Here is a 24,865-nt window from a genome sequence, read left to right as displayed (position 1 = left end):
CAGGTCCAACGTCAGCGGCTCGCGCGGTCTGCGTGCCGCTGCCTCGCCTTGGCCCTGGCGAACGTCTCCAGCCCGCTTCGAGGGTGCATGTAGGCGTAGCGGTCGGCAGCGAGGATCTGCACGGTGTTGGCCTCGTCGACGAGGGCCTGGGGGATGGTGCCCAGCAGGTTCTTCGGTCCCAGAGCCAGGAGGTGCCTGGGACCGATCGGCAGGACGATGGCGTGTGCGTCCCCGAATGCCATGTTGTACGAGAAGGGCATGGAGTCCGTGCGCACGGTCACCGCCGGGCTGTCGCCGATGAGAAACTGCCCGTTCTCCGGAGTCAGCACCTCCAGCTGCCACTTCGAGGCCATGGCACGCACTTTGTTGAACATGTTCTCGATGCTTGTGCGAAACAGCTTGCCGGTTCCGAAGTCCTGGGTGACCTCGGACTGTTCGATGAGACGTTCGGCAAAGGAACCGAGCGAGCCGGAGCCGGGCAGATGGAATCCGGTCTGGCGCAGCGCTGCACGACGGACGTCCTCCGGATATTGCCTGATGAGCTCGCTGCGGACGTTCACGCGCACAGTCTCGAACGCGTTGCTGTACACGCCGCGGTAGCGGTGCGAGCGCACATAGTGGAGGACGATCAGATCGCGCAGGACTTCGACGTGCACGGGGTCGGAGAAGGGGGTGCAGGCTTGCACGGCCGCGAGCGCGGCGGGTACACGGGTCTCCACCGATCCCCACAGCTCCTCGGCAGACGCGGAGTCGAACGCCACGAAGTCCTTGGCCGCACCGCATGCTCCCGGGCCTTTCAGCTTGAGCCGGCGCTCCGGGTTGCACACGTCGAAGGGCTGCAGTTGCCAGCCGCTGCCCTTGGGTCCAAGCATCGTGAACTGCCTGAGGAGGACCTGGGAGACGAGGTGCTGCTTGGATATGTGAGCTGCTTGCACCCGCCAGATTCTGTCAAGCGCCCGGCAGATGACGCCAAGGGTTTGATCGCCTCGTCGTGAGGGCTCCTGGGCGCCCGGGGTCAGCCCGAGGACGAGCCCCGTGGCCGGCCACGCTTTCGGCGGCCACCCGGTCTCCGGTAGGGCGGCAGCAACGCCGGATTGATACCGTTCGCCTTCAGCCGTGCGGTGTGGACGCCGTTCGACGGCGGCACATGCGGCCGCTCACGGCACTGCTCACCCTGCATGGCGTAGCACTTCGGGCAGGTGCCCTGACAGCGTAGGTCCACCGGCCGCGCCGGAAGCCGGTGAACGGTCATCGGAGTGCCGTACCTTCCCCGCACCATAACTCAGCTCCCCTCATGCCCGGTGAACTCAACAGCATCCACCTCGAGCAATGTGCCTTCGGGCACGGCCGGTCCACGCACCGCAGCCGCTTCCAGCCGAGGACCGGGGACCACCGAGCCCTTGGCCGCCTCTACCTGTTGGATACGGTCGGTGCGCCACATCACGATCTGCGTCGTGGTGAAGCCGTACCAGCCGGTTCCGCGTACGACCTGCAGCCGCAGATCGGCCTGCTGCTGCCAGTACTCCAGTCGCTGTTCGTCTTCCGGACCGATGTAGTACGGCGCGGAGGTGATCGCCGCCGGGCGGGAGCCCTTCAGCCACGTCACGGCATGGTCCAGCCAGCCCCTGTCGGGCTGGGCGAGCCGTGGCGCGTGCATTGGCTGCCCCGATGGTGAACATGCACCGGCGGCTCGCGGCCTGGCCCTGCCACAGCGGGCAGCAACCGACTGGACTCAACCGCAGACCGTACCGCTTCGCCCACGCGACCATGACTTCCTGACGGGTCATGTCCCGCGGGGTGGTGTAGTCACGGCAGCTGCTTCGATTCCGGTTGTGGGGTGATCTCCGACTCGGGCGGGGTCGGCTGGGTGGTGAAGAGTTCGGCCATGGAGGCTTCGGAGAGGTAGCGGCGGTCGAAGACCTGCCACTCGTCGTGGAGTTCGGCCAGGACCGCGGCGGCGAGCCGGTCCAGGGCGGCAGGGTTGGGGAAGACCTGGACGACGTCGGCCCGCCGTTTGATCTCCCGGTTCAGCCGCTCCAGCGGGTTGGTCGACCAGATCTTCTTCCAGTGCGCCGACGGGAAGTCCGCAAACGCCGTGATGTCCGGTGCGGCGTCCAGCAGCATCTTCTTGACCTGCGGGAACTGCCGTCCGAGCATGTCAGCGACCACATCCAGCTGAGTACGGACCTGTTCGGCGGTGGTCTGCGCGAAGATGGTGCGGATGGTGGCCGCCACCATCTCCCCGGAACCCTTTTCGATCACCGAGAACACGTCCCGGACAAAGTGAACCCGGCAGCGTTGCCAGGCCGATCCGAAAAAGACCGTGCGGATCGCGGCCACCAGGCCGCTGTGGCTGTCGGAGATGACCAGCTGGACGTTCTCCAGGCCACGAGCCCGCAGACTGCGCAGAAACTTCGTCCAGAACGGCTTCGACTCACTGTCGCCGACCATCACACCGAGGATCTCGCGGTGCCCGATGGCCGAGATACCGGTCGCGATGACCACGGCCTGCGAGGCGATCCGGTGATTCACCCTGGCCTTGCAGTAGGTGGCGTCCAGGAAGACGTAGGGGAAGACGGTGTGATCCAGCGGCCGTTCCTTGAACGCGGTCAGTTCCTCGTCCAGTTCGCCGCAGATGCGGGAGACCTCGGACTTGGAGATCCCGGAGTCCGCGCCGAGTGCTTTGACCAGGTCATCCACGCTGCGGGTGGAGACACCGTGCACGTATGCCTCCATCACCACGGCGAACAACGCCCGGTCGATGCGCCGCCGGCGTTCCAGCAGCGACGGGAAGAACGAGCCGGTCCGCACTTTCGGGATCTTCAGGTCCAGGTCGCCGGCCTGCGTGGTCAGCAGCCGGTCGCGGTGTCCGTTGCGCCAAGTGGTGCGCGTCTCGGTGTGCTGGTGCGGGGCGGCACCGATAACGTCTGTGGCCTCGGCCTCGATGAGCTCCTGCGGGATGCGCTCGCACACCACCCTGATTGCTTCAACTCCCTCGGCCCGACGTAGTGACTCCAGCAGCCGCATCAGCTCAGAATGGGACAAGGCCATCGCGTGCTCCTCCGGTTGAACTGCCCGTTCACCAAGGAGACTTGCGCGATGGCCTGCCCTTGTTCAGGGAGCATGCACCGCCAGCGGATGCACGCCCCGGGCAGACACCCGCGCGTTCCGGGACTCGGCCCGACTACACCACTTCAAGGGACGCCATCGGTCTCCCCGTTGGGCGAGTTTGTCCTGGGCACGGGCAAGGCTGACTTCAAGTGCTCCCAGCTCACCCAGTCAGCCATCTCGTTCAGCCTCGAGGATGCGGGCCACGAGGTTGGATCCCGACCAGGCGGCCCTGCTGGCTGGGCTGGGGCCGGAGCGTTGAGCGTGCAGTTGTCGCAGTGCAGCGTTGTACGGCTGGAAGGTGCCGTGTCGCGTCCGCCGCGGTCGGGTACGGCTTCGTCAACTGGCCGACTGGGAGGGGGCGTCGGGGTGGGGAAGGCGAGCCGGGCCAAGCGGGTGCGCAGCCGTGACCGGGCCGCGGAGTGGACTGCCACCGGCGCGGCGAGGGAGGCGTGGCGGCTGGCGGAGCTGACGCAGCGACTGCTGAGCGGTAATCAGTGGGTGCAGTTGATGATGGCCTCGAATCTCGGCAACGTCGTGTCCGAGGTGCATGCCGTGCTGGGGCACAGTGACTTGGCGGAGATGGCGGGCAGGCCCGAGGGCGTTGAGCTGGAGGCGGCCTGGGCGATGGTGCTGGGCAAGCAGGGCTACCGGCCGCCGTGGCCGCACACGCCGGGGGAGGGGGCGGCGTGGCAGCGGCAGCAGATCCAGAAGCTGCTGCGGCAGGCGGAGGTTGTCGTCATCTCCCCGGCTGCTCATGCCGCGGTGATGGCCGCGGCCGCCACCTTGGAGCCGGCCGACCTCAGCACCCTTGACCGGGACCGGGACATCCTGATGGCGACGGGGCTGCTGGTACTGCCCGAGCCGGTCGTGGTCGTCAACCGCACCGGATCCTTGTCGGACACCAGAGCCTTCGGATGGCAGTTTGTCACCCAGCATCAGATCCTGCCCACCGCCCGGTACCCGGGTGTGCAGGTCACGACCTTCATGGACCGCGATGGTCCGGTGCAGCCGGCCGGTTGGCGGCAGGCCGTCTCCGGCGCCCGTGCGTCGGGCAGCCCGCTGCCGCCGCTGATGCCGGACGGCATGTACGGGATGCGGGGCGATGCCTGCCTGGCGGAAGAGAGCACCGGGGCGCTCGCGGATCTGTCCGAACAGCATCGGCAGATGCAACGGGCCCTCACCGACGCGTCCCAGTGGCGTACGGAGCCGGTTCCCGAGATGGGGGAGTGGGCCGGCGGCCGTGTCGAGGACCCGTACGACGATTTCGTGGGCCGCTACATGTTCGCCTTCTGGAGGCTGATTGCGCAGGGCGTCACCGCGGTCGGGCCGTCGCAGTCGGCATCCCAGGTCCGTGGCAGCGGTGACCACTCCGAGCCCCGGGATCCTGACATGCGGGTGATCCGGCTTGCCGCGCCTTCGCCCCGTCCCTCGGAACCAGTAGGAGAGAAGCGGGTGTACCACCACCGGTGGCCGGTGCGGATGCACAAGGTCCGGCAGTGGTATCCACGCCTCCAGGAGCACCGGGTGATCTGGCGCGGCCCCTACATCAAGGGCCCGGCTGACGCACCGCTGATGATGGGGGAGAAGGCCTACCTGGTCGATTCCTGATGTGCGAGGGGTGTCGGCGAGGGAGCGCTGACAGCTCGCGCGAGGTAGTCGAGTGCGGTGGCCAGACGAAGCCGGCCCTCTTCTGACTCCCGGCCGACCGTCGATGCTGGCTACGGCGTAGCCGAGGGGGTGCCGCTGGAATCCGCTGCTGTGGCGTTCGGCCTGGCGCAAGCACGTGAGCAGCGCAGCGACGGTGGGCCGGACCGGGATGGGCAGGCCCAGCCTGCGGCGTGGAGGCTCATGTCGTTGAGGCGCACAAGGTCGTAGGGGACGTCGACAAGAAGCTCGTGGTCAGGTACGCGGGTCCGGGCTCTGGGCCCTCCTCTGTGAGGGACGCTGCTACCAGATCGCGCCACCGGAACCACTCGCCGCATGACGCCCCGCTGCCGAACCCTGATCCGCGGACAACTCAGTCGCCGGCCTGCAGTCCTTGCGGCAGGATCAGACAGAACGACATCGTGGGGAGAAAAACTAATGATCACCGTCACCCAGGGAGTGAAGGACACCTCGACCTGCGTGGCCTGTGGTGGCGTATTGGTCCGCGATCTCGGTCAGTTCGTCGACCGGGGCCAACTGCGCTGGGGCACTGAAGGGCGATGCCAAGCCTGCCCCAACGCGTGGTGCGAGACGGGCGCAGGCCCAGCTCCCCAAGAGATCAGCCAGGCACTGCTTGCCGAGCACGGGGCAACGCGGCTTCGCCTGGCAACCGAGGAAGCCAGTCTCGTCCCCGTGTTGCGAGCCCTGCGCGAAATGCGCCACCTCTCGCTGGGCGAAGCCCGGCTGATGGCTGCCGAACTGAGTGGAGCTGGCATGGTCGGCACGTCCGTGGAAATGGCGCATCTGGCGGAAGGGCTTCGCAATCGGTCCATCGCCACGACTCTCGTTCCGTCGCCCGCCTGACCGACCACGAAGCTGCTCGGACGAGTTCACCGACGGCATTAGGAATCCCTGTCACGGGACAGCGGGCCCGGCTGTCAGTGCTCGCGGATATCGTGCACGGCCCGGCACGGCACGGCACGGCAAGTCGCGTACGCCGTTCGCCGCCGCCCACCACCGTCCACGCCGCTCTGGGACACTGTCGGCCAAGGTCTCCCGGGGCCCGCGCAGCAGCTCTTCCGGTGGCCTCGACGTACACGGGCGGCGGAAGCGTGGGGCCGTCGTGTGGGAGTACGCCATGCCGAAGCAGCAGAGCACCGCGGGCAAGAAGGCGCGCGCCGCCGCGCGCGAGGGCGCGAAGTTCACGACCGCCCGCCGTCACCACCAGACCGATCCCAGCACCCGCTCAGGGACCGAATGCGCGCCTGCGGTGTCCACGGTCAGCTACATTCCCACCGGTGAGGCCGACGACGAGCAGGTGTGGGTCCGGCCCGTCGAGGGCTGCCCCCGCTGCCCCTGCCACACCGCGCGGGTCTGCGCTGACGCCCTCTGGGTCCACGCATCTAGGCCCGCCTTCCCGGACGGCCGCCCCTACACCCGCCCCTGCCCAGTGAGGAAGCTGTCCGCACCCCCGCTCACCCTCACGTTCAAGGGGATCACGCAGACGCTCGATGCCGAGTTCTTCCGGATACCGAAAGGGGAGAAATGGTCATGGGGGAAAAATCAAGCGTTTCTCGATGAAGGTATCCGGAATGGTGACACCTTCAGGCTCGCCACACCCATCGAAGAAATGAGGGACGCCTCCATTTACACGGATGAAATAGACTACCTCTTGACCAATGGGTATACATTTAACCCTGTCGGAGATGCCATGATTCCCGAAGGTTAGGTGACTTAGAGTGCAGGAAGAATGGTTGAATGTCGTCTCGCACCGACTGTCGGATGCCGGTTATGAACGAGTAGACGAAGAGCTCGACGGGCCTTTCGGTAACATCCTCATCCGATTCAAGGGTGAAGAGTGTGAGGTGATTACAGGGAGGGAGAAGCTGCAGTGGTATATCGGTATTGCCCCCAGGGGTGGCAGGCCAGTTATGATGCCTCACGTATGGGCTATTTATCTCGACGGGGTGGAGCCTGATGTTCGCGACGCGGAGCGTCTGGAATGGCAACTTGAATTTATCTACAGCCGTTTGACGGAGGTAGAAGAAGTTGCGGCGCGAGACAGCGGCGTTGGCGATAAGCTCCGCGCTATAAATCGTAAGCTAGTAATGGATCGATTGAGGCTGGGTCCTGACATGAAAAGGCGTAAGAACGACTAACGCAATGAGCCTTTTCCATCTTCAGTCTGAGCTGGTCAGATGGAGAGTGAGGACGGCTTGGACGAGGCTGGTGATTCGGGTCGTCGAGCAGCGGAGCTTGCGTAGGAGCCGCCAGGACTTGAGGGTGGCGATGGCTAGTTCGACCAGTGCCCGTACCTTTGCATGGGACCGGTTGACGGCCTGCTGACCGGCGGAAAGGCTGTCCCATCGGCCGCGGTAAGGGAGGCGGACCGTGCCGCCCGCGCCCTGGTAGCCCCTGTCTGCCGAGCAGTTGATGCCGGCCCGGGCGAGAGCGTCGATGATGCCGTGCTCGCGTGCGGCCCGGACGTCGTGGACGGCTCCGGCCAGGGCTGGTGAAGCCCACAGGAGACGTCCCTTCGGGTCGGCTATGACCTGCACGTTCATGCCGTGCTTCTTGTGTTTGCCCGAGTAGAAGGGGCGGTCGGCGGCGATCCTGTCGATCGGCAGCAGCGTTCCGTCCAGGATCAGATACGCCTTCATGGACGCGGCCAGTACCACTTCGGCGAGCGTGGGGGCGAGGGCGGCCAGGAGTTCGACGGCCTCGGCGACGTACCGGTAGACGGTGGTCGTGCCGATCCCGAAACCGGCCGCGAGCTGGGCGTAGGGCTGCCCGTTGCGGAGGTGGGTGAGGGTGAGCAGAGCCTGTCGGCCCGCGCTCAGGCGACGCCATCGGTGCCGAGAGCGGCGCGGTGTTTCCTCAGGCGGCCGGCGAGGAAGCGGAGGGCAGAGCTGGACACGTCGACGCCGGACGGGTAGACAAGCATGCGAAGCCTCTGGTGGAGACGGTTCTCTTGGTCGAAAACCCATCTACCAGGGGCTTCACCCGTTTGTCAGGCCAACTGCCCAGCCAACGCGGGAGGTTGGAAAAGGCTCACTGTGGTGGAATCCAGGGTCGTCCAGCTCCATGGCCATCGCATATTTGAAGTCGATGCGGCAGCGGACCGACTCGGCGGCCTGCCTGTCCGACAGACCGAGGAGGAACTGCAGGACACAGACGGTGGCCAGCTGAGCAGGCGAGAGCCGGTCCGCCGTGCCAAGGGAGTTCGGCACGGCGGATGCACTCGGCGACGACGCGGTCGGCCATCGGTCAAGGGCCCTGCTGGTCCTCACGAACCGCGAAGCCACCCCTGAAGAGCAGCGACGTTCCTTCCTACGCCTATGAAGCCGTGCTCAAGGACGGACGCTGATATCCCGGGCGCCATCCAACCGACAGGCCCCAGCGGATTCCGGCGCTGGCCGTAACCGTGATTTTGACGTGTTGCTTGCTGCTGCCCAGACCGATCTCGTTGTAAGTCGTCGAGGGCGTGGCCCCGCATGAGATGGTGTAGGTGGCCAATTCACCGATGGTGATGACCGTTTTTCCCTCGCCGGCGCATTCGGTCGCCACAGCCACGGTTCCGGCCTTGACTGTCGCGATCACGGCCACCTCTTCCGACCCCGTTCTGTCTGCCAGTCGAACAAGGGCTTTGGTCGAGCCAGAGATGTCGGGCGGAGTTGTCGCCAGGTCAATGGCGGAAGCGGAGCTGGAAGGGCTCGTATAGGCTTCCGGCTTGTTCGGCGAGTCCTGGCCGCTGCGTGCCGTGCAGCCTGTGACGAGTGCAAGGCCCGCTGCCAAGCCGATCGTTACGATCGCATGAGCCTTGGTCAGTTTTGCCATGTGTACCAGCCGACCGTGTAAGGCGTGTAAGACTTGACTGTTGAAACGTTGACGTGCCCGCAGAGGGAAGTGACGTTGTAGCTGGTGCCTACGATATGCCGTCGCCAAACACCGTACTTGGCACCGACGCTCGAATGCGGCGGAATGGTGACGGTGATCGAGTTGCCCAGTTTCGCGGTCAGTGACGCCGAAAAGTTGATGCCGAAGGTGGCTTCTTGCTGTGCGACCAACTCATTGAGGGTGACCTTCAGTGATCCACTGAGGGCGATTCCGACGGTCCCTGTCACCTCAGCAGTGAACGTGGAGGTCGCCTTGCTGCTGGTGTTGTTGTAGTTGGTTTGAGAGGGCCCGATAGCGTGGATGTACTTGCCCTTGAGTGAACTGGGCTTGTAGACGCCGTGAGGGTTGCAGGTGGCAGGGTAGGGCGTGATGTCACTGCTCGCCGTGTCCGTAGGGGCGGCTGGCTCGGACGTAGCAGCCTCTGGGTCCGTCGGAGCTTCGGTCAGGTCCGTCTCAGAGGGTTCGACCGGCGGCAGCGTCGCCAGAGCGCCGTCGTCGCTGTTGCCGTCTATGGAGAACCACCCTTCCAGGTCGACAATGAGCTGGATGGTGCCGGAGCTGCCGTTGTAGAAGCTCACCGCTCCTTGGTCACCGGGCTGGGCAATCACCAGGTCGGCCGTTGACGTATTGGTCTGGAAGCTATCCACCGATGTGGTGGTCGGCATGGGCTGCCCCGTTGGCCACACGCGCAGGTAGCCGGAGCTCTGCTGTCCTGTCGTCGTCACATTGAGCACCGCGGCGCCGAAGGACGTCGGGACTCCGTCGCGGCCGCCCACCATGACACTGACGCTCTCGCCGGCCGGGACCGCGGTGGAGGTGCGGGTGTCGAGCAAGCGGTCCTGGACGGCGGTGAACAGGCCCCCGTCCGAGGCAGCTTCGGAGAAGTAGCCGTAGACATCCAGGACAACATCGATTGACTGCGTGGACGACCCGTTCTTCAGGGTGATCTGACCGTCCGTTCCCACCGGGATGACCGCGCCCTGGGAGGTGGTGACGCTCTTGTAGTCCACGACCGGTTGCCCGGATGAACCGCCGCTTGCGTAGGCGTACAGGGCTCCGTGGTCTCCGGAAGCGGGCACGATGAGGTTCGCGTACACGGACGCCTCGTCAGTGATGCCGGCCTCGCCGTCGATCTGGACGTTCAGCGTTCCCCCGGGAGCAATCTGCGCCGTCGGGGCCCCCGTTCCGTTGCGGGTGTCGACGAGCCGTGACTGCGTGACCGGAACGTACCCGCCCGAAGAGGCAGCGCCGCCGTCGCCGGTGAAGTACCCGCTGACGTCAACGACCAGGTCAACAGAGCCACTGGAGTTGTAGACGTCGATCATCCCGTTCGACCCGACCGCGACGATCGCCGCGTTGCTCGTCGGGCTGCCGCTCGCGAAGTTGACCGTGGAACCGGGGGAGGGCTTGGTCGTCCCGTCAGGCCACAGTTCCAGATAGCTGCCCGAGGACGTGGCGTTCACGGCCTTGACGACCAACGACACCGCCGACACGCCGGAGGAGGGCACTCCACCCACACCCGTCACCTGAAAGGACGTGGTGGAAGCTGCACCGAGCGCGGTGGTCACACCGAGAGACGAACGAGTGTCGACGATCTTGGAAGAAGGCGAGACGGGGACGAATTCACCGCCGGAGGCGGTAGCGGCACCCGCATGCGCCAGGCTCCCCAAGCCGAGCCACGCGAGCACCGAGAAAAACGCGACGGCCAGCGCCAGAGGTCTGTGCCGGGCACGTCTGGTCTGCAACATCTATAACCCCCCAAGCATTTAAGGACTTCGTCCCCGATAGGGATCATGTCCGAGTCGAGAGGACGGTAAGGGTCGCCTACTTCAATGATCAATAATCATTGGCCTAAGGGATCGCAAAGAAGACGAGGGCGACGGGCACCAACCTGCGCAAGGTCACTACTCCACCTTGCGTCCGTTAGGCCTCGGTGATCTGCGCGTGGGGTTTCCCACAACGACCGCATACACAGGCATAGTTGGGGCTGTACAGCGTGACCTGATACTCGATGCCCACGACCGGACAGCCATCCGTACAGCAGGCCACGAGGAACTTTGCGGAGGACGAGACTCATCTTCGACTACGTCTGCCATCAGCTTCCGATCAGCCCGCCGCGGAGCAGCCGACCATCTGGTGAGCGTGCTGATGGCACGCCATGGAGAGTTCCCGCATCAGCTCCGTCACGCGATCTCCCCCGTGCGGTGTCGGCAACGGCTGAGCAACTACCAGAAGTCATCGCCTGGCCGCGCTACTCGTCCCTGGGTGGCCAGGCCAGAATGAAGCTTTATGAACGACGGATCGAGCTGGCCTGTGGACAAATTGAGCGCACTCCGCCTCGGTAGAAGGCTCGTTGCGGAAGTTCCAGCGTCGAGGCCGGGTCGCCGGGCATTTGTGGACGTCCGTCCCAAGAGGAGCGATCCCGACGCCCAAGCGCAGGGCGAGGGATGGGTTCGCAGCGACGCTGAACGCGGCTTCCGTCTTGAGCACTGGGAGTACGACCGCGATCGCATCGACGGCTTCGACTACGACATCGGAGCAGTCCTCATCGGGTCCGCTGACGCCACGGACGAGTCCGAACTGATCACGGTGCTTGACGCATGGGGCGCCCGGCCTGGCCTCTTCGTCTACCCCTGGGAGAGCGAGGACCCCAAGTAATACGACGAAGAAGCCGTCAGCTCGTGCAGACGATCAGCTGGCGTTGCCCGACCGAGCGTCTTGCGAGGGCGGCTGTTCAACTCGGCCGCTACCGCATCAAGGTGCTCGTGAGTGTGGACCGAAAGGTCGGTGCCCTTGGGGAAGTACTGCCGCAGCAGGCTGTTGGTGTTCTCGTTCGAGCCGCGCTGCCACGGGCTGCCGGGTTCGCAGAAATGGACCGGGACGTGGGTGGCGATGCTGAAGCCGCGGTGAGCGGCCATCTCGGTGCCTTGATCCCAGGTCAGAGATCGCTTCAGACTGGGTGGCAGGGGGGTGATGGTGGCGATGAGGGCGTCGCGCACGGCTGCTGAGTTGTAGCCGTCGGGGAGGTGGACCAGCATCAGGTAACGGGTGCTGCGCTCGACCAGGGTGGCGATCGCGGCGTGCTACTTGCGGCCGAGGATCAGGTCGCCCTCCCAGTGCCCGGGAATCGCCCGGTCCACTGCCTCGGGCGGCCGTTGGCTGATCATGATCATGTTCTTGACGGCTCTTGAGCGTCGGCGGTCGGCCAGGCGGCGAGGGACTCGCCTGGCACATCCAGTGCGCAGAGCCTGGGTCAGTTCGCGGCGGAGTTCCGTGCGGCTTTGGGAGTAAAGGGCCTGGTAGATGGTCTCGTGGCTCACGTGCATCTCTGGCCGATGGGTGAAGCGTCTGCGCAGGGCGTGACAAATCTGCTCGGGGCTCCAGCGCAGGGCAAGGTGAGACTGGATGAAGTCGTGCAGTTCCGGGTTCTGGCCGATCTTCCCGGTCTTGGGTCGAGGCCGGCGGGCGTCAGTGCGGCGCTGGGCGGTATAGGGCCGGTAGTGCCAGCGGCCGTCGGCCAGCGCGGGTGCCGTTGCGGCGGACTTCGCGGCTGATCGTGGACGGGCTTCGTCCCAGCTCGGCGGCGATCGTCCGGATGGTGGCCTTCTCCAGTAGCCGGTCGGCTATGTGGACCCGGTCGGCCTCGCGCAGATAGCGCGAAGGGTCGGTCGATTCAGCAACGGGTGCCGCGTTGAGCGGTGGTACTGCCTTGAACCGACCTGAGGCACCACGTCCGTTGCGCCATCTCTCGCCGGTGAGGGTGCTGATGCCGACGGCCCTGGCAGCCTCGGCAAAGCTCATTCCTTGATCCACAAGCAAGAAGTATGTCTCCCGTTCGTGGACCAACGGCTTGTTGCCCTGGGGCCTCCGGTTTGCACGAAATTCGACGTCCACTGCCACCTCTGAACTGAGGTGTTGCAACGACCGATAGAACCCAGATGGTCACTTGGTCGGGTCCGTGGTCGGGGTGGTGTTGTGGCGATCAGGTTGTTGGCGTCGTTGTTCAGTCGGTGGGGAGAAGGCGGTTGATGGTGGCGGGAGACGCCGCTGGCGGTCTTAGCGTTGGTCTTGCTGATATGCGGTGGTGACCGCCCACGTGGTCAGAGGGTCCCGCAGGTCGCGGGCGGCGGCCCAGGCGGCGAGCAGCTCGCGCGCCATGGTCTCGGGAGCGCTCAGGCCAGGAATCTGGTAGGTGGTGCTCGGCAGTTCCCACGCCGGGTGGAACGGGCAGGGGGCGTGGGCCAGGTTGGGGGCGGCGGCAAGGAGGGCCAGCCGGCGCGGCATCAGGTCGCGGCTCCAAGCGAGCCTCGTGCTGAGCCTTTCGATATGTTCTTCCGGGCTCGCGACGGCGGGTCCGACGCGTATTCGAGGGGGGGGAACGTGCCTGGTGAGCGGCTTGACGCGGAGTGGGTCCGGTCCTGGTGGGGGCAGGCCGACACGGCGCTGACGAAGCTGATGGAGTCCTTCCTGCCGACGCACGGCTTCCCGCCCGGCCGCAACGCCGTGATGCTCGCAACCGACGACAGTCACCAGGCAACCAGCGTACTTGTGGACCTGACGCCGATCCCCTCCGACCTGACCACGCTCTACTGGGTGATCAGCGAGGCTTCCCTGCCCGACGTCGACAGCGGGTACTTCATCCACTCACCTGCGACGGTGGCGGAGCACTTCCGCGAGTACGGCCCCGCTCCGATTGAAGGCGAATTCATCGCGCTGGTCTTCGCCAGCGATGGCGGGGGCCATCTGTTCGCGATCGGAGACAGCGGACAAGTCTGGAAGTCCGCCACGGCCTCCTGGTTCGACGACTTCGAGGTCGCTGCGTCCAGCTTGCAGGAGTTCCTCGAACAGCTCGGCCGGCGGATCGCGGACCAGCCCTGAGCATCGGCCGAGGAACAAACCGGCACAGAAGTCAGCTCATTCCGTATCTGGGGAATCGTGAGCAGGTGTGGGGTCACCCCTGAGCAGGGGGTGGCCGATTTCAAGGCTCTGTCCGCAGTTCCGTGAATTCCCAGGTCAGGGAGGTGAGCGAGGGATCGTTTCGGCAGGGTATGTCCCGGCATGGCGAGCAGGACGGTCGAGGCTGTGCTGTTTCCCGGGATCGATGTGTGAGTGGAGCGCGTAAGCGACTCCTCCGACGTCCTCGTGCGGGGGTGGTGTCCACCGCTCGCCCCGGCCGGTGCCCGGACTGCCGGAAACAGGCGAGACGCATACACAGCACGTACCAACGCATCTTGATTGAAAGGCCGTTGGGATCTCGTCGGGTCATCGTCCGGCAGCGGGTCCGCCGGTACTTCTGTGACCGGAAGACCTGTTCCCGCAAGACGTTCGTCGAGCAGGTGGCGGGCCTGTCCGAGCGGCACCGCCGCTCCAGCACCGGGCTGACAGGCTGGCTGCGGTCGATCGCAATCGAGCTCGGAGGCCGTCCGGCCGCACGGTTTGTGCCGCCGCCTGCGGCTGGCCGCGGGCCGGACCCGGCTGCTGACGGTGCTGACAGTGCCGGACCGTGCGCCTCGGGTGCTGGGGGTGGACGAGTTCGCCTTCCGCAAGGGCTGCACCTACGGCACCGTGCTGGTCGACGTCGAGGCCGGCCGGGTCGTGGACGTACTACCCGACCGGACCTCGGAGACTTCGCGGCCTGGCCCACCGAGCATCCCGGCGCCGAGATCATCTGCCGGGACCGGGTCACCGCCTACACCAAGGCGGTCAAGGAAGCCGCACCTCACGCTCTGGAAAGTGGCTGATCGCTGGCACCTGCTGCAGAACCTGTCCGCTGCGGTTGAGAAGACCTGTCACCAGCACCGCGACTGCCTGCGCAAACGCGCCGAGGAAGAGACTGTGACCGAGGTGCCCGAGCCGCCCCCGATGCTCTTACCGCCCCCCGGAACTGCCCCGCACCCAGATCATCGAACGCACCCGCCACCGCTACGAGGACATCCACCGCCTGCTGGAGAAGCGCTGGACGATCAGCGCCATCGCCCGGGCTGAACCTCGACCGCAAGACGGTGCGTCGGCGTACGAGTGCAAGGCCCCAACCCGGTACGGATGAACGTCCCCAGTTCGGTGGCTCGGATCGTGTTCGGTGGCTCGGATCGTGATCGTGCGAGGATGTGCGGGTGGGGACTCCGAGGGCTTCTTTCCGCTGGCAGCGCATGATCGAAGCGCTTGCCGTACTTGGTGCGGACTCGGCCGATCAGCTCGCCTGGATCGACAAGCACAAGGTCGTGACCGACGAGCTGGCCCTGGAATTCGATGACGCCTTTCGCCTGATAGCCGACCTCCAGCAGGAAGAGTTCCTGGATATGGACGCCTTGGGCAAGCTGCAGCTGATTGACGCGGTGCTCGAGGAGATGAGCGGCAGAGAGAACGCCGAGCGTTGGTCAAGGGAAGCGCTGGCCACCGACGCAGGGTGGCGTCAGGTTCGGACCCTCGCGCGCGCCCTGCTGGTCAGCTTGCAGGATGATTGGCGCCGGACACTTCCCGAGATTCACGTCGTGCGATGACAGGATCGGGCGGTTCGTTCAGGCCACGTCGGCTCGGCGGCCGGGGGCACGATCAGTCGTCTTCGAGTCGCTGGAAAACCTCAGAGAACTCGTCGTTCTCGATCAGTCCGGCGATCACCTGGGTCAGTTGTCGATGCCGGGATCCCGGACGATCAGGCCGTCCGAGACCCAGAAGTAACGGCCGCCGAGAGCCTCGTCGGTTCCTGCCCAGGTCTGCATCAAGCGTTCGACCTCTGCGACCGTGAAGACGGTTGCGCTCCACCGGGAGCCGTCCGTGAGGTCCACGAAGACATCGACGTTGCACACCAAGTCCAAGTCCTCGAGTGAGCTGGGCAGGAACGATGCCTCGAAGTCGTCCGTCCGGACCCGGTACCAGGGCCCGTCCCAACCTCGTTCGACCGATCCGGCCAATGCACTGTGACTCATCGTGCGAGTGTCTCCGGCCAGCCTGGCGATCTTAACCAGGATCCTCACCCGTGCTCCTGCCCGCGACATAGCTGGGGACGTTCATCTACGCCGATACGGTGCGCCGCTTCCGCGACACGGACCTCGACGAGTTGCTGGTCTCTGCCCGCGAGCGCCGCCCCAACGGCGTCCTGGAGCCGTTCAAGGCATACCTCAAAGCCCGATTCACGGAAGCCCAAGGGCAGGTCAGCGGCAGCTCTTCTTGGAGATCCAGGCTCGTGGCTACCGCGGCAGCCGCCAGGTCGTCCGCAAACACCTCGCCGCTCTCCGCGCGGGCACCGCCAAACCGGTCCGGCCGACATCCGCAGCCCCCGCAAGATCAGCTCGTGGATCATGCGGCCCCGGGAGACGCTCACCAACAGCCAGGACGAGCGGCTCCTCCCAGTCCGCTACGCCTGCCCGGACATCACCCGGGCGTGCGATCTCGCTCAGGCGTTCGCCGACCTGGTCCGTCACCAGCGCGGATACCTGTTGCTGGAGTGGGTCCGGCAGGCCGAGCAGGACGCACCGAAGCCCATGAGGGGCTTTGCCGGCTTCCTCCGTCAGGACCTCGACGCTGTCACCGCCGGACTGACCCTCCGGTGGAGTTCGGGGGTGGTCGAAGGGCACGTGAACCGGGTGAAAACCCTCAAGCGAGCGATGTATGGACGGGCCTCATTCGAACTCCTCCGGACCCGCATCCTCGCGCAGTCGTGATCTGCATCAATCAGCCCAAGGCACTGCCCTCATTGCCAGAGGTCAGCTCCTTCGCGTCCGCTGGGATCCATTGTCAGGAGGTCTTCATGCAGGCCCGACAGTGCGCGTCCAGTCGGAGAGCCATCTTCGCCCGACTCCATGACCACCCAGCCGGCCTCCACACCCGACACGTTCACATCGCCGCCGGCGTCCAGCTCGTCGAGCGTCGCGAACACCGCCTCATAGGCAACGGCTCGGACTAGGCAAACAAGGTCCTTCTGGTCCGCTCCGGCGGCAAGAAGGCGTTGCGCGGATGGCAGTTGATCGAGCGAGCCCGGCTCGCCCCAGCCGTTGATCGCACCGTGCCACAGGCTCCGCAGCAGTACGAATCGCGCGAGCTGCGGAATGTCTTCCATGAGCTCTGACTTGATCAGGTCGAGAGGATCGGTCACGCCGAGGGCGCTGAACTGGGCACGCAGCGGCTCCGCGGCCGCCTTCCGTGGCACGTCCAGGCTGTTCAGCCATTCCTGCCATGCTGCTTGAGGATCACTCACCGCAACAGCATGCCCCACGGTCGGGAGATGGGGCGATCGGCGCATGAATCTCTGCTGGCGCACCAGACGCTGTGGTTCACGGAACTGCGGACAGAGCCGATTTCAAAGAGCGTCATCAGCGTGGCGGCGGCCACGCGGCGGTTGCCGTGCATGAGGTCCAGGCGTACGCCGTGGGCCCTCCAGGTGCCGTGTTCCTCTGCCCACTGCTGCATGCCCGGTCTGCTGGATGACGTACCAGCCGCTGGTGCGGTCCTCGGTCGTGATGTCCATCAGGTCTCCTCAAGAGTCAGGGGGTCAGAGAGCGGCACGCAGCCGTACGGCCAGGTCCAGATCACGCCGACCGGCAGCAGCCGGTTGTCCTGGTACTGGACGCGGATACGACCCTGGTCGCGGCATGTGACGCCCGTAGGCGCGCCGGTGTCCCAGCCCGGGTCGCTTCGGTCGCTGAGGACGATGCGCGCCCGCTGAAGGAGCGTCAGGACATGCAGACGGTCGTCTTCGTCGGCGATCTGGTCGACCTGGTCGGCCAGGAGCGGCCGTCAGCGTCTCCCCGTCCGGCCGGGTGCGGCGGTTGACTTGGGGGTGATCGTCGTTGGCGCGGTGTCACCCGGCAGCACGATCGTGTAGGAGACGGAAAGATCCACAACCCCTCCAAGGGCCGTATCGATCGATACGCGCCAGGGCAAGGGGTGCGGGCGTTCAGGCACCCACCTGGTGAGTCCAATTGACGTGCTGCCCGGGTGCGGTGACAGGCCGCCAGACGGGCGCTGAGGGCCCATTGCGCAGAAGATCGGTGAGGGAGGCGGCGTAGATGGGGACGGTGTCGCGGAAGGCGGGCCCGGTCAGGCGGGCGCTGGCGGTCAGGGCGGTGATGCGGTTCTCCACGCCGGCGGGGCCGGTGGCGTCCAGGACGAACAGCAGCCGCGGGAAGACCGGGTAGCGGCGCCGCCAGTCTTCTTCCTGCCGGGCACGTACCGCTCTCGGCTGTCCCACGGCCACCGGCACGTAGGTGAACAGCCGCTCGTAGGCGCGGATCTTCGCGGCGAGGCGTTCGGGGCCCATGGTGGCCCGGTCGACTTCCACGAAAGCCCGCAGCATCGACCATCCCTCACCACCGCGGCGGTCCTGCCGGTAGTAGACCAGCGCATCCGGTATCACGGCTTCCCCGCCCCCGAGCGGGTGGTAGACCTCGGGGATCCAGTCCAGCGGCCGGCACACATCCCCACACCGGCGGGCGTCCGCTACGAATGCCAGCCCGGTCTCCGTCACGGTCAGCGCGTGCCCGACGCGCAGCCGGGCCGCGGTGCGGTCCGCACCCAGCTTGGCCGGCCGCCACTCGCGCAACTCCGGCCACTCCGAGACGACCTCGACTCCGTAGGCGGTGGCGAACCACACCCGCGTACGGCCTGCCTGCGGCAGCGTGATCCGGTCCACCAGCCCTTCCTGACGCAGCTTGGCCAGCCTGCGCCGCGTCCGCTCGATGCGGACCCCTGGCGCGATCAGCCGATGCATCTGCTCCGTCGTCGCCATCCGGTACTGCGCCAGCACCCCCAGCGCCAGCCGATCCCCACCACCCGCATCCACATCCACCATCAGCCAGCCCTCCCAACCTGCGGCCCGCCGTCCTGCCCGGCGCCGCGCTAGAGAACTCACGGCATCAGCTGGCCCTGACCAGACGTCCGACCACCAGGGCCTGACCAGCGTCACAATGCGATAACTGTGCCCCCGACCAGGCCCTGGTCAGGGCCGACAACCCGGCCGATAACCCCGCCCTCAACCGACTGCACCCCAACGGCTTCTGACGGAGTATCCGCAGCTCACCACACCTGACCAGGCATGGCCTGCAGCCCGACATCCCCCTCTGCACACCCCCACGCCCCCACCACAAGCAAGAAAGAAGGAGAAGGGAAAGGGCGGGGACGGCTGGGGTGAGCCTCGGGGGATCGGAGCGCCGTCCTCTCCTCGTTGCGCGTCAGCGAGGCCTCCGCGCCATGCGCCGGACACAGCCGGCTCGAAGGCCGGGTCGGGCGGCAGGGAACATGCGCCGACTCTCCAGCCAGATGTCTCCCTCGACCACACACGTCGAACACGCAACGCTTATGATCCAGTACGTTCCGTGATGACAGTGGATCGCCCTCAAGCGGTCCGTACCACGGAGAGGACCTCAACGATGATGCGACGCATGGCCATGACCCTCAGCGCGCTGGCAGGCGCGGCCACCCTGGCCATCACCGTGCCGGGCTCGGCCTACGCGGCGAACGGTGTCCTCGTCATCAACGGCGCCGCGTACGAAGACCCGAGCGGCTGCTACGCCGTGGACACGCTCCCCTCAATGCTGAGCAACTTCACCGACGCCATCGCCGAAGTCCACAGCGGACCGGACTGTACGGGGCCGGTGGAGTGGCTGGTCTACCCGGGCGAGACGCACCACTCGGATACGGCTCAGAGCATCTTCGTCCTCTGACCCAGCGGCGATGGCGGCGCCCCATACCCCCCCCGGGGCGCCGCGGGCCGTTGACGCCGGCGACGACCAAGCACCGTCTTGGCGGGCTTCAGCGCGGGCCCTGACGCGGGTGATGCGCGGCGGGTTCAGAGGCGAAGTCCTGCACCGGGGCCAAAGAGCGCGCAGCCTCCCTACGGCGAGGCGACATCACCTACGATGGGAGAGCCTTTTGAGAGAGGCACTGCTGGCGGGGACTTCCGGAGCGGGTTTGCTGACCCACCGGATCTGCCGTTCCCCGCCAGCAGATTAAAATGCAGCAATCGATAGAACATGCGGGGCGCAGCAGAATGCGGCGCGAAGAACATCGGGCATTAATTCACCGCCCACATTTCCCTGAATTCTTTTGCGCGCGGTCTGCTCCGCAGACGCGACGCGCCGCCGCTACGCGGCGGACACCCCAGGAGGCTCCGCCCCCTGGAAAGGGCGGCGATGGCATCGCTACGCGATGCGGAAGGAGGGGCGGCCCGCATCAGCGGGCCACCCCTCCTTTGTCTGTCCACGACGCTCCGCGTCGTTGCAGGGTGGGGGCGCCGGAGTCGTCCCTTGTGACCGGCACCCCCACCCACCCTGCCCCGCGCCCGGCGTTCACAGGGCAGGGAGCGCGGGCCAGGCAGCCACCCCGGCCCGCTTCACAGGGCAGCTACAGGACGGTGTAGGCCACCGGCGGGTAAACCGCCTCGATCTCCTCGTCCTCGTCACCGCCGTGCAGCCCGAACGCGTCCGCGAACTCCGCCGGTTCACCCACACCGACCAGCTCAGCCGCCTCAGCCACAGTGCACTCGCGCAGCGTGCAGTAACTCAGGTGCCAGGCCCGGATCACACACGCCGCACCCTCCACCTCCGACGACGAACGCAGGTACAACGTGCCGTACGACAGCGGCTGCGCCAGCCCGACCATCAGCAAAAACGCCATGTTGTCCACGTACTTCTCTTCCGCGCCCACCAGGTCCTCAGGGCCGCCGTCACCCTCCACGGTCAGCGGGAGCGCCGCACTCAGCGGCTTCTCCTGACCGTCCATGGTCACGCCCAGCCGCACCACGTGCTCGCCCGGCGCCAGACGACCCATCAGGCGGGCCAGCACCGCGTAAGCCTCTTCACGGGCCTCCGCAATCCGGGTCGGAGAAATAGGCTTCAACTTCGCCATTACCACTCCTTGAGTCCTTTTGAGAGAGTTCCCGCCCGATGAGGTTGCTGCCCCATCGAGATAACCCAATTATATTTCCCGAGCAGGCCCCCGAGAATGGGGAGTTCAAGCATTCCCGGAAAACCAGCCATAGCCTATCGATCACCCAATAAACAGAATGTTCCCAGCGCCCATAAAACCCAAGGGAGTTCGCTACACTCCGCTACGCAGCGGCGGCAGGGGTAGTGAATCAGGCCAGAATCAATCGATTGAGCCAAACTGACACACACTCAAGATGGCCGGAAACACATATCCCCGAGACCGGAGGGGACAGGCCGTCCTTGTAGGTGCCCCTGACGCGCCCGGAGGGGGCGTCAAGTTCTGTGACGGACTGCGGAGCAGGCCGCCACAGAACGAATCTGACCGAAGGTCAGATTCCCGGATCACGGAGTGATCCGGCCATCGTCACGGAGTGACGATCCACCAACTGGTGTTGTGTGGTGTTTTGTCGGTGGGGTTTTTGTTGTTGGGGTGTCAGTGGCAGACCGGGTTGTTTGGGCTGGTCAGTGCCTGATGGGGGCTGACAGTGGTTGCTGAGGTTGTGCTGACAGCTTGTGCAGAGTGTGCTGGTCGGCTGGTTGCCGATCGCTATCACGCTGGGGGCGCAAGGAGCGGTGTCTGCTGTTTTTCGTGGGATGTGGGCCAGGCGGGGTCGCCGGTCAGGCGTGTGATGGCGGGGTGGATGCCGGCGGCGGCTGCGAGGTCGTAGAGCTGGTTGTGGTGGTGGAAGTTGGTGTGCTGGAACAGGCGCCGGCTGCTGTAGGGGTGTCCGGTGTGGTGCTGCCAGGCGCGGGCTGCGATGAGTGCGGGGCGCGCCCATACGGGTATGGGGTGCCAGGTCCGGTCGGGGGAGCGGTAGCGGCCAGGGTGGGGCAGGGCCAGGGCGGTCGCGTCCGGGGCGAGGTCGGTGAGACGGACCTGTGCGAGTTGCTGGGGTGTGGGCTGGCCGCAGGCGAGCTGGGCGGCGAGGAGCCCTGCGTGCAGTGGATGGCCGACTTGTTGCAGCCACCCGACCACGTGGGCTGCGGGCTCTGTGTCTGCGGCGTTCGGGTCGTGTGGGACGAGGGCGGGCCGCTGTCCGCGACGGCGTAGCCGCTGCTGGGCGGTTTCCTGCTCGCTGATGAGGGCCCAGGGTCCCTCCTGCCATGCCTGTGCCCGGTCGTTGAGCCTTTCGGGGGTGTCGTGCCAGACGAGGGTGAGGTGGATCCCGGTGCGCCGCTGGAGGCGGATCAGCTGTATCCATCGTGCGGGGCTCTGGGTGTGGGCGCGTAGGAGGATGAGGTGACCGATGCGCTGTGCGTGGATCCAGCTGGCGGCCGCGGTCCAGGTGGGGCGGACCATGTCGGCCCATGCCGCGCGGTGCCGGGGGACGCCGGCCTGGCGGCGGGGGAGGGTCTTACCGAGCGCGGCCAGGACGTCCTGGGCCAGACCGGGCGGGTGGGAGGCTGCCGGGGTGGGGTGGACGACCAGGCGTCCCGCGCCAAGCCGGTGCGCTGCGAGTGCGGCCTGAGTGACAACTGGGTCATCGTCGGTGTCGAGGAGGACGGTGAATGCTGCTCCTACCGCATGACGTGATGCTGCGCCCGGATCTGTCCTGTGCCGACGGCCTGGCTTCACTGCTACATGCCGCCGATCTTGCTGTAGACCCAGTGGACCAGGGCTTCGGTGACCGTGTCCGCGCCGGTCTTCCTCATCCCTGCCACGAGGTGGTGGGTGATGTTGGCCCAGTTGCGGAAGCTGCCGTGCGCGGCTTCGACGTCGACCGCATTGATCAATCCCGGTTCAGCTGTGGCCCACACCGGATGGAAAGCTGCGATGACCTGCCGTACCTCCGCTTTGGGGATGCGGTCGAACTCCTGCCAGATGTACATCCGTGAGGCGAGCATCGGCTCACGCCGCAGCACCCGATAGCAGCTGTCGCCACCGGCGAAGACGACCGCGATGTCCGTGTGGCGGTCATCCCACAGATGACGCCAGAACTCGAACCCGGTGCGGCTCATCCACTGGGCCTCGTCGCAGACCAGGACCCGGAACTGCTCGGCGAGGACGTTCTTCAGGAGCGCGTCGAACTCGATCGGGCGCTTGGGCGGCTCACCAGGCAGGCGCAGAGCCTTGAACAGTCCGTGGCGGATGTCGCGCGGGGTGGGACCGGAGCGCAGTTCCAGGCGGTAGGTGATGTCAGGCGCCAGGGCCCGCAGCGCGGAGTTCACGGCCATGGTCTTGCCGTATCCGGCCGGCCCATAGGCGCACATCATCGCCTTGGCCTCGATGACCGCCTCGATGTTGTCCCGGGTGGTCAGCAACGCCTCGGTCCCCACCAGGTGCGCTGCCTCCAGGCCGAGGAAGTGGTCCTCGCGCTCGTCAGGCAGGCGTCCGTAAGCCAGGTCAGTCCTCATCGCACCGTCCGTCCTGCTGCTTGGGATCCACCAGCTGCACCCAGTGCTCCGGCGCCGGGCCGTGGGGAATCAACCCCGGCCGGGCCAACTGGTGCCTGTCCCGTCGCGCCCCGCCCTCCAGTTCTCCGGCTGCCTCACCGCGGGCCGGGGTACGGCTGCGTTCGGCCGGGCCGGCCACGGTCTGCGCCTTGAACCGCTCCCGGCGCAGTTTCTCAGCGGCTTTGAGATCAGCCCGCAGCCGGCGGGCCGATGCCGTGCGGGCAGCTCTGAGCGCACGGACCTGCTCCGCCGTGGCGGCCTCGGCCAGGTACGCGCTGCCCAGGTGCGTGCCGTCGGCGGTGAAAACCTCGATGACGTCGTCGTGGTGAGGCAAGTGCCGGATGGAGACGCGCGTGCCGGTCCGGCCGACCATCCAGTCGGCGATGTAGTCGCGGCGGTGCCACCTGATGCCGTGACTGGTGACGGTCCGCTCCCGTCCGTCGCCTTCGAGCGAGAAGTGAGCCAGCTGCTCGGGCGGAGCCTCAGCCAGCGGGGTGGCATCGGCCATCCACGCCCCCAGCGGGGTCCTGCCATCCAGGCCGGCAGGCCGGTGCTGGCTGTTCCACCAGTTCACCCAGTCCAGCAGCCCGGCCACGAAGGCCTCGAAGGCGAGAGCGGGCGCGTCCGGATCAGCGCTCTTGCCCCCAGTGAGTTTCTGCCGGTGCAGGTAGCGGGGCAGGAGGACGAAGTGCATCTCCTCGGCTGCGTCATTGAGCGCCTCGACGGTGCCTTTCAGATGCGGCGTGTACGGGGGCAGATCCACTACGGCGACGGCGAAGCCACCCATGGCGGCAGTCACGGTGCGGCACAGGAATTCCTTGCCCCGGTCGACCCGGATGGCACCAGGGAGCCCTCCGGCCGGACCGTAGGGCTCACGCCGGTCGATCGCGCACCGCAACGAAGCCAGCACCGCGTCCCGGCTGGGCGCATGAGGAGTGACCGCAACACCGACAACCACTCTGGTCGCACAGTCGATGAACCACGTCACCCAGGGACAGACCAGCTCCCCTTCGACATCGACCTCAACGGGAACCCGCTTGTGATCGCCTTCCCAGACAGCGTTGCGGTGGACGGGCGGCCGTGCAGCGAAGACGTCGTGCACCCGCCGAGCTGCTTCACCCTGACGCAGCCCGGCCCGCTCACCCGCCGTCAGGTCCCGGCGGATCGCCCGATGCAAGGTCGCCAACGACGGCACCGGCCCACTGGCAGGATCCAAGCGAGCCCGCTCGGCCAACTCGGCGTGAACGCGGGAAGCGTTGCCGCCCCACAGGGCCAGCAGCGTGCGCACTTCCGGTGTCACCGTGAACCGCGCCGCAGAAACGCGGCCGTAGCGGCCCTCCTCCCGCGCAGCGGACAGCCACCGCCACACCGTCCGCTCGGAACGCCCCAACGCCTGGGCCACCAGGCGGACATGGGCAGACGTCAGCTCATCGCGGCTATCGAGGTCGATCAGGCGTTGCACTGCGGCGGTCCGGCCCGCCTCGGCCGGCACCCTTCCTACGCGCTGCCGTTCACCTGACTCCTCTTCGGCCATGCACCAGTACTCTCACACCATCGGCAGAGTTCTGACGGTCTTCGGCATCGTGATGACAGTAGACAGACGCATCTGCTAGCAGCGCCCGCAGAAGAATGATCAAGAATCCCCGAACACGGGATCAAATCTGATGCTGTGTCAGCATTTAGTGACGAGACGTCAACTTACCCCTCCCACACCCTAGTTGCTGCTTCTTCCGGAGTTCGTGGAGCGGACTCCGGCGCCGGATCGCGGAGCGATCCGGCTTCCGGGCCACGGAGTGGTCCGGTCCGGCGGCGGAGCCGCCGGGGAGGCGGGCGCGGAGCGCCCGCAGGGGGAAGCCGCGTAGCGGCTTCGCGTCGTGTCTGCGGAGCAGACCGCGCGC

Annotated in this window: 23 protein-coding genes and 4 pseudogenes; 11 read left to right on the top strand and 16 right to left on the bottom strand. The window is 66.4% G+C overall.

Features of this window, described 5'->3' with window-relative positions:
- Positions 1-11: 11 nt before the first annotated feature.
- The 3 genes from ACIHIX_RS24310 to ACIHIX_RS24300 form a co-directional block, all read right to left on the bottom strand.
- Positions 12-935, bottom strand: a complete 924-nt coding sequence (locus ACIHIX_RS24310; protein ID WP_399959484.1) for a DUF4238 domain-containing protein — start codon at positions 933-935, stop codon at positions 12-14.
- A 347-nt stretch (positions 936-1,282) separates the two neighbouring features.
- The gene (locus ACIHIX_RS24305; protein WP_399959482.1) at positions 1,283-1,606 is read right to left on the bottom strand and encodes a hypothetical protein; all 324 of its coding nucleotides are present in this window, start codon (positions 1,604-1,606) and stop codon (positions 1,283-1,285) included.
- A gap of 200 nt (positions 1,607-1,806) precedes the next feature.
- Positions 1,807-3,051, bottom strand: a complete 1,245-nt coding sequence (locus ACIHIX_RS24300) for an IS256 family transposase (RefSeq protein WP_399959480.1) — start codon at positions 3,049-3,051, stop codon at positions 1,807-1,809.
- A gap of 426 nt (positions 3,052-3,477) precedes the next feature.
- Between ACIHIX_RS24300 and ACIHIX_RS24295 the strand changes: the two genes are divergently transcribed.
- The 4 genes from ACIHIX_RS24295 to ACIHIX_RS24280 all read left to right on the top strand — a co-directional run bounded on the left by ACIHIX_RS24295 (position 3,478) and on the right by ACIHIX_RS24280 (position 6,914).
- Entirely contained in the window at positions 3,478-4,719 is a 1,242-nt protein-coding gene (locus ACIHIX_RS24295; RefSeq protein ID WP_399959479.1) for a hypothetical protein, read from the top strand.
- Positions 4,720-5,193: 474 nt separating this feature from the next.
- Positions 5,194-5,619, top strand: a complete 426-nt coding sequence (locus tag ACIHIX_RS24290) for a hypothetical protein (protein WP_399959477.1) — start codon at positions 5,194-5,196, stop codon at positions 5,617-5,619.
- Between the two features lie 274 nt (positions 5,620-5,893).
- On the top strand, positions 5,894-6,484 hold the full coding sequence (locus ACIHIX_RS24285) for a hypothetical protein (RefSeq protein WP_399959475.1): 591 nt from the start codon (positions 5,894-5,896) through the stop codon (positions 6,482-6,484).
- Positions 6,485-6,494: 10 nt separating this feature from the next.
- Entirely contained in the window at positions 6,495-6,914 is a 420-nt protein-coding gene (locus ACIHIX_RS24280; RefSeq protein WP_399959473.1) for a hypothetical protein, read from the top strand.
- A gap of 21 nt (positions 6,915-6,935) precedes the next feature.
- Here ACIHIX_RS24280 and ACIHIX_RS24275 read toward each other — a convergent pair.
- From ACIHIX_RS24275 to ACIHIX_RS24260, 4 genes and pseudogenes are all read right to left on the bottom strand, one after another.
- A pseudogene (locus ACIHIX_RS24275) lies at positions 6,936-7,699 on the bottom strand (IS5 family transposase).
- Between the two features lie 109 nt (positions 7,700-7,808).
- Positions 7,809-7,955 (bottom strand): annotated as a pseudogene (locus ACIHIX_RS24270) (transposase); the annotation flags it as partial.
- A 136-nt stretch (positions 7,956-8,091) separates the two neighbouring features.
- Positions 8,092-8,592 carry a hypothetical protein gene (locus ACIHIX_RS24265; protein WP_399959471.1) on the bottom strand — a complete coding sequence of 167 codons (501 nt, stop codon included), beginning with the start codon at positions 8,590-8,592 and terminating at the stop codon, positions 8,092-8,094.
- Entirely contained in the window at positions 8,580-10,400 is a 1,821-nt protein-coding gene (locus tag ACIHIX_RS24260) for a hypothetical protein (RefSeq protein ID WP_399959469.1), read from the bottom strand. Before ACIHIX_RS24260 ends, ACIHIX_RS24265 begins: the two co-directional genes overlap by 13 nt.
- 541 nt (positions 10,401-10,941) lie before the next feature.
- Between ACIHIX_RS24260 and ACIHIX_RS24255 the strand changes: the two genes are divergently transcribed.
- On the top strand, positions 10,942-11,310 hold the full coding sequence (locus ACIHIX_RS24255) for a hypothetical protein (protein WP_399959468.1): 369 nt from the start codon (positions 10,942-10,944) through the stop codon (positions 11,308-11,310).
- Here the strand turns inward: ACIHIX_RS24255 and ACIHIX_RS24250 are convergent.
- Both ACIHIX_RS24250 and ACIHIX_RS24245 read right to left on the bottom strand, forming a co-directional pair.
- Positions 11,280-12,453: pseudogene (locus ACIHIX_RS24250) on the bottom strand (IS30 family transposase). The gene ACIHIX_RS24255 and the pseudogene ACIHIX_RS24250 overlap by 31 nt on opposite strands.
- Positions 12,454-12,708: 255 nt before the next feature.
- Positions 12,709-12,936: a hypothetical protein gene (locus tag ACIHIX_RS24245; protein WP_399959466.1), complete on the bottom strand. Its 228-nt coding sequence runs from the start codon at positions 12,934-12,936 to the stop codon at positions 12,709-12,711.
- 42 nt (positions 12,937-12,978) lie between these two features.
- On the opposite strand from ACIHIX_RS24245, the gene ACIHIX_RS24240 reads away from it, so the two are divergent.
- The 3 genes from ACIHIX_RS24240 (at position 12,979) to ACIHIX_RS24230 (ending at position 15,152) form a co-directional block, all read left to right on the top strand.
- Complete coding sequence (locus ACIHIX_RS24240; RefSeq protein WP_399959464.1) at positions 12,979-13,530, top strand: hypothetical protein; 552 nt, start codon at positions 12,979-12,981, stop codon at positions 13,528-13,530.
- Between the two features lie 606 nt (positions 13,531-14,136).
- The gene (locus ACIHIX_RS24235) at positions 14,137-14,637 is read left to right on the top strand and encodes a transposase (RefSeq protein WP_399959462.1); all 501 of its coding nucleotides are present in this window, start codon (positions 14,137-14,139) and stop codon (positions 14,635-14,637) included.
- A gap of 164 nt (positions 14,638-14,801) precedes the next feature.
- Entirely contained in the window at positions 14,802-15,152 is a 351-nt protein-coding gene (locus ACIHIX_RS24230; protein WP_399959460.1) for a hypothetical protein, read from the top strand.
- A gap of 52 nt (positions 15,153-15,204) precedes the next feature.
- On the opposite strand, the pseudogene ACIHIX_RS24225 reads toward ACIHIX_RS24230, so the two are convergent.
- Positions 15,205-15,578 (bottom strand): annotated as a pseudogene (locus tag ACIHIX_RS24225) (hypothetical protein).
- Positions 15,579-15,950: 372 nt separating this feature from the next.
- Between ACIHIX_RS24225 and ACIHIX_RS24220 the strand changes: the two are divergent.
- Complete coding sequence (locus tag ACIHIX_RS24220; protein ID WP_399959458.1) at positions 15,951-16,313, top strand: transposase; 363 nt, start codon at positions 15,951-15,953, stop codon at positions 16,311-16,313.
- A gap of 29 nt (positions 16,314-16,342) precedes the next feature.
- Here the strand turns inward: ACIHIX_RS24220 and ACIHIX_RS24215 are convergent, their stop codons facing one another.
- Together ACIHIX_RS24215 and ACIHIX_RS24210 are read right to left on the bottom strand one after the other, a co-directional pair.
- Positions 16,343-16,846 carry a hypothetical protein gene (locus tag ACIHIX_RS24215; RefSeq protein ID WP_399959456.1) on the bottom strand — a complete coding sequence of 168 codons (504 nt, stop codon included), beginning with the start codon at positions 16,844-16,846 and terminating at the stop codon, positions 16,343-16,345.
- Between the two features lie 699 nt (positions 16,847-17,545).
- Positions 17,546-18,439 carry a replication-relaxation family protein gene (locus ACIHIX_RS24210; RefSeq protein ID WP_399959454.1) on the bottom strand — a complete coding sequence of 298 codons (894 nt, stop codon included), beginning with the start codon at positions 18,437-18,439 and terminating at the stop codon, positions 17,546-17,548.
- Between the two features lie 589 nt (positions 18,440-19,028).
- Here ACIHIX_RS24210 and ACIHIX_RS24205 point away from each other — a divergent pair.
- Positions 19,029-19,310 (top strand): hypothetical protein, encoded by a 282-nt coding sequence (locus ACIHIX_RS24205; RefSeq protein ID WP_399959453.1) that lies wholly within the window; start codon positions 19,029-19,031, stop codon positions 19,308-19,310.
- 679 nt (positions 19,311-19,989) lie between these two features.
- On the opposite strand, the gene ACIHIX_RS24200 is transcribed toward ACIHIX_RS24205, so the two are convergent.
- Together ACIHIX_RS24200 and ACIHIX_RS24195 are read right to left on the bottom strand one after the other, a co-directional pair.
- A complete protein-coding gene (locus ACIHIX_RS24200) occupies positions 19,990-20,493 on the bottom strand; it encodes a hypothetical protein (RefSeq protein WP_399959451.1) in 504 nt (167 codons plus the stop codon).
- 630 nt (positions 20,494-21,123) lie between these two features.
- The gene (locus ACIHIX_RS24195; protein WP_399959449.1) at positions 21,124-21,873 is read right to left on the bottom strand and encodes a hypothetical protein; all 750 of its coding nucleotides are present in this window, start codon (positions 21,871-21,873) and stop codon (positions 21,124-21,126) included.
- Between the two features lie 18 nt (positions 21,874-21,891).
- Between ACIHIX_RS24195 and ACIHIX_RS24190 the strand changes: the two genes are divergently transcribed.
- Positions 21,892-22,107: a hypothetical protein gene (locus ACIHIX_RS24190; protein ID WP_399959447.1), complete on the top strand. Its 216-nt coding sequence runs from the start codon at positions 21,892-21,894 to the stop codon at positions 22,105-22,107.
- Between the two features lie 44 nt (positions 22,108-22,151).
- On the opposite strand, the gene ACIHIX_RS24185 is transcribed toward ACIHIX_RS24190, so the two are convergent.
- Together ACIHIX_RS24185 and ACIHIX_RS24180 are read right to left on the bottom strand one after the other, a co-directional pair.
- Entirely contained in the window at positions 22,152-22,928 is a 777-nt protein-coding gene (locus ACIHIX_RS24185; protein WP_399959445.1) for an AAA family ATPase, read from the bottom strand.
- A complete protein-coding gene (locus tag ACIHIX_RS24180) occupies positions 22,918-24,501 on the bottom strand; it encodes a Mu transposase C-terminal domain-containing protein (protein WP_399959443.1) in 1,584 nt (527 codons plus the stop codon). Before ACIHIX_RS24180 ends, ACIHIX_RS24185 begins: the two co-directional genes overlap by 11 nt.
- Between the last annotated feature and the right edge of the window lie 364 nt (positions 24,502-24,865).

It is taken from the genome of Streptomyces sp. NPDC051913, from assembly GCF_044593635.1.
GTDB lineage: Bacteria > Actinomycetota > Actinomycetes > Streptomycetales > Streptomycetaceae > Streptomyces.
Note: the sequence above shows the minus strand (reverse complement) of the source record. Positions and strands in the feature narration are given on the sequence as shown.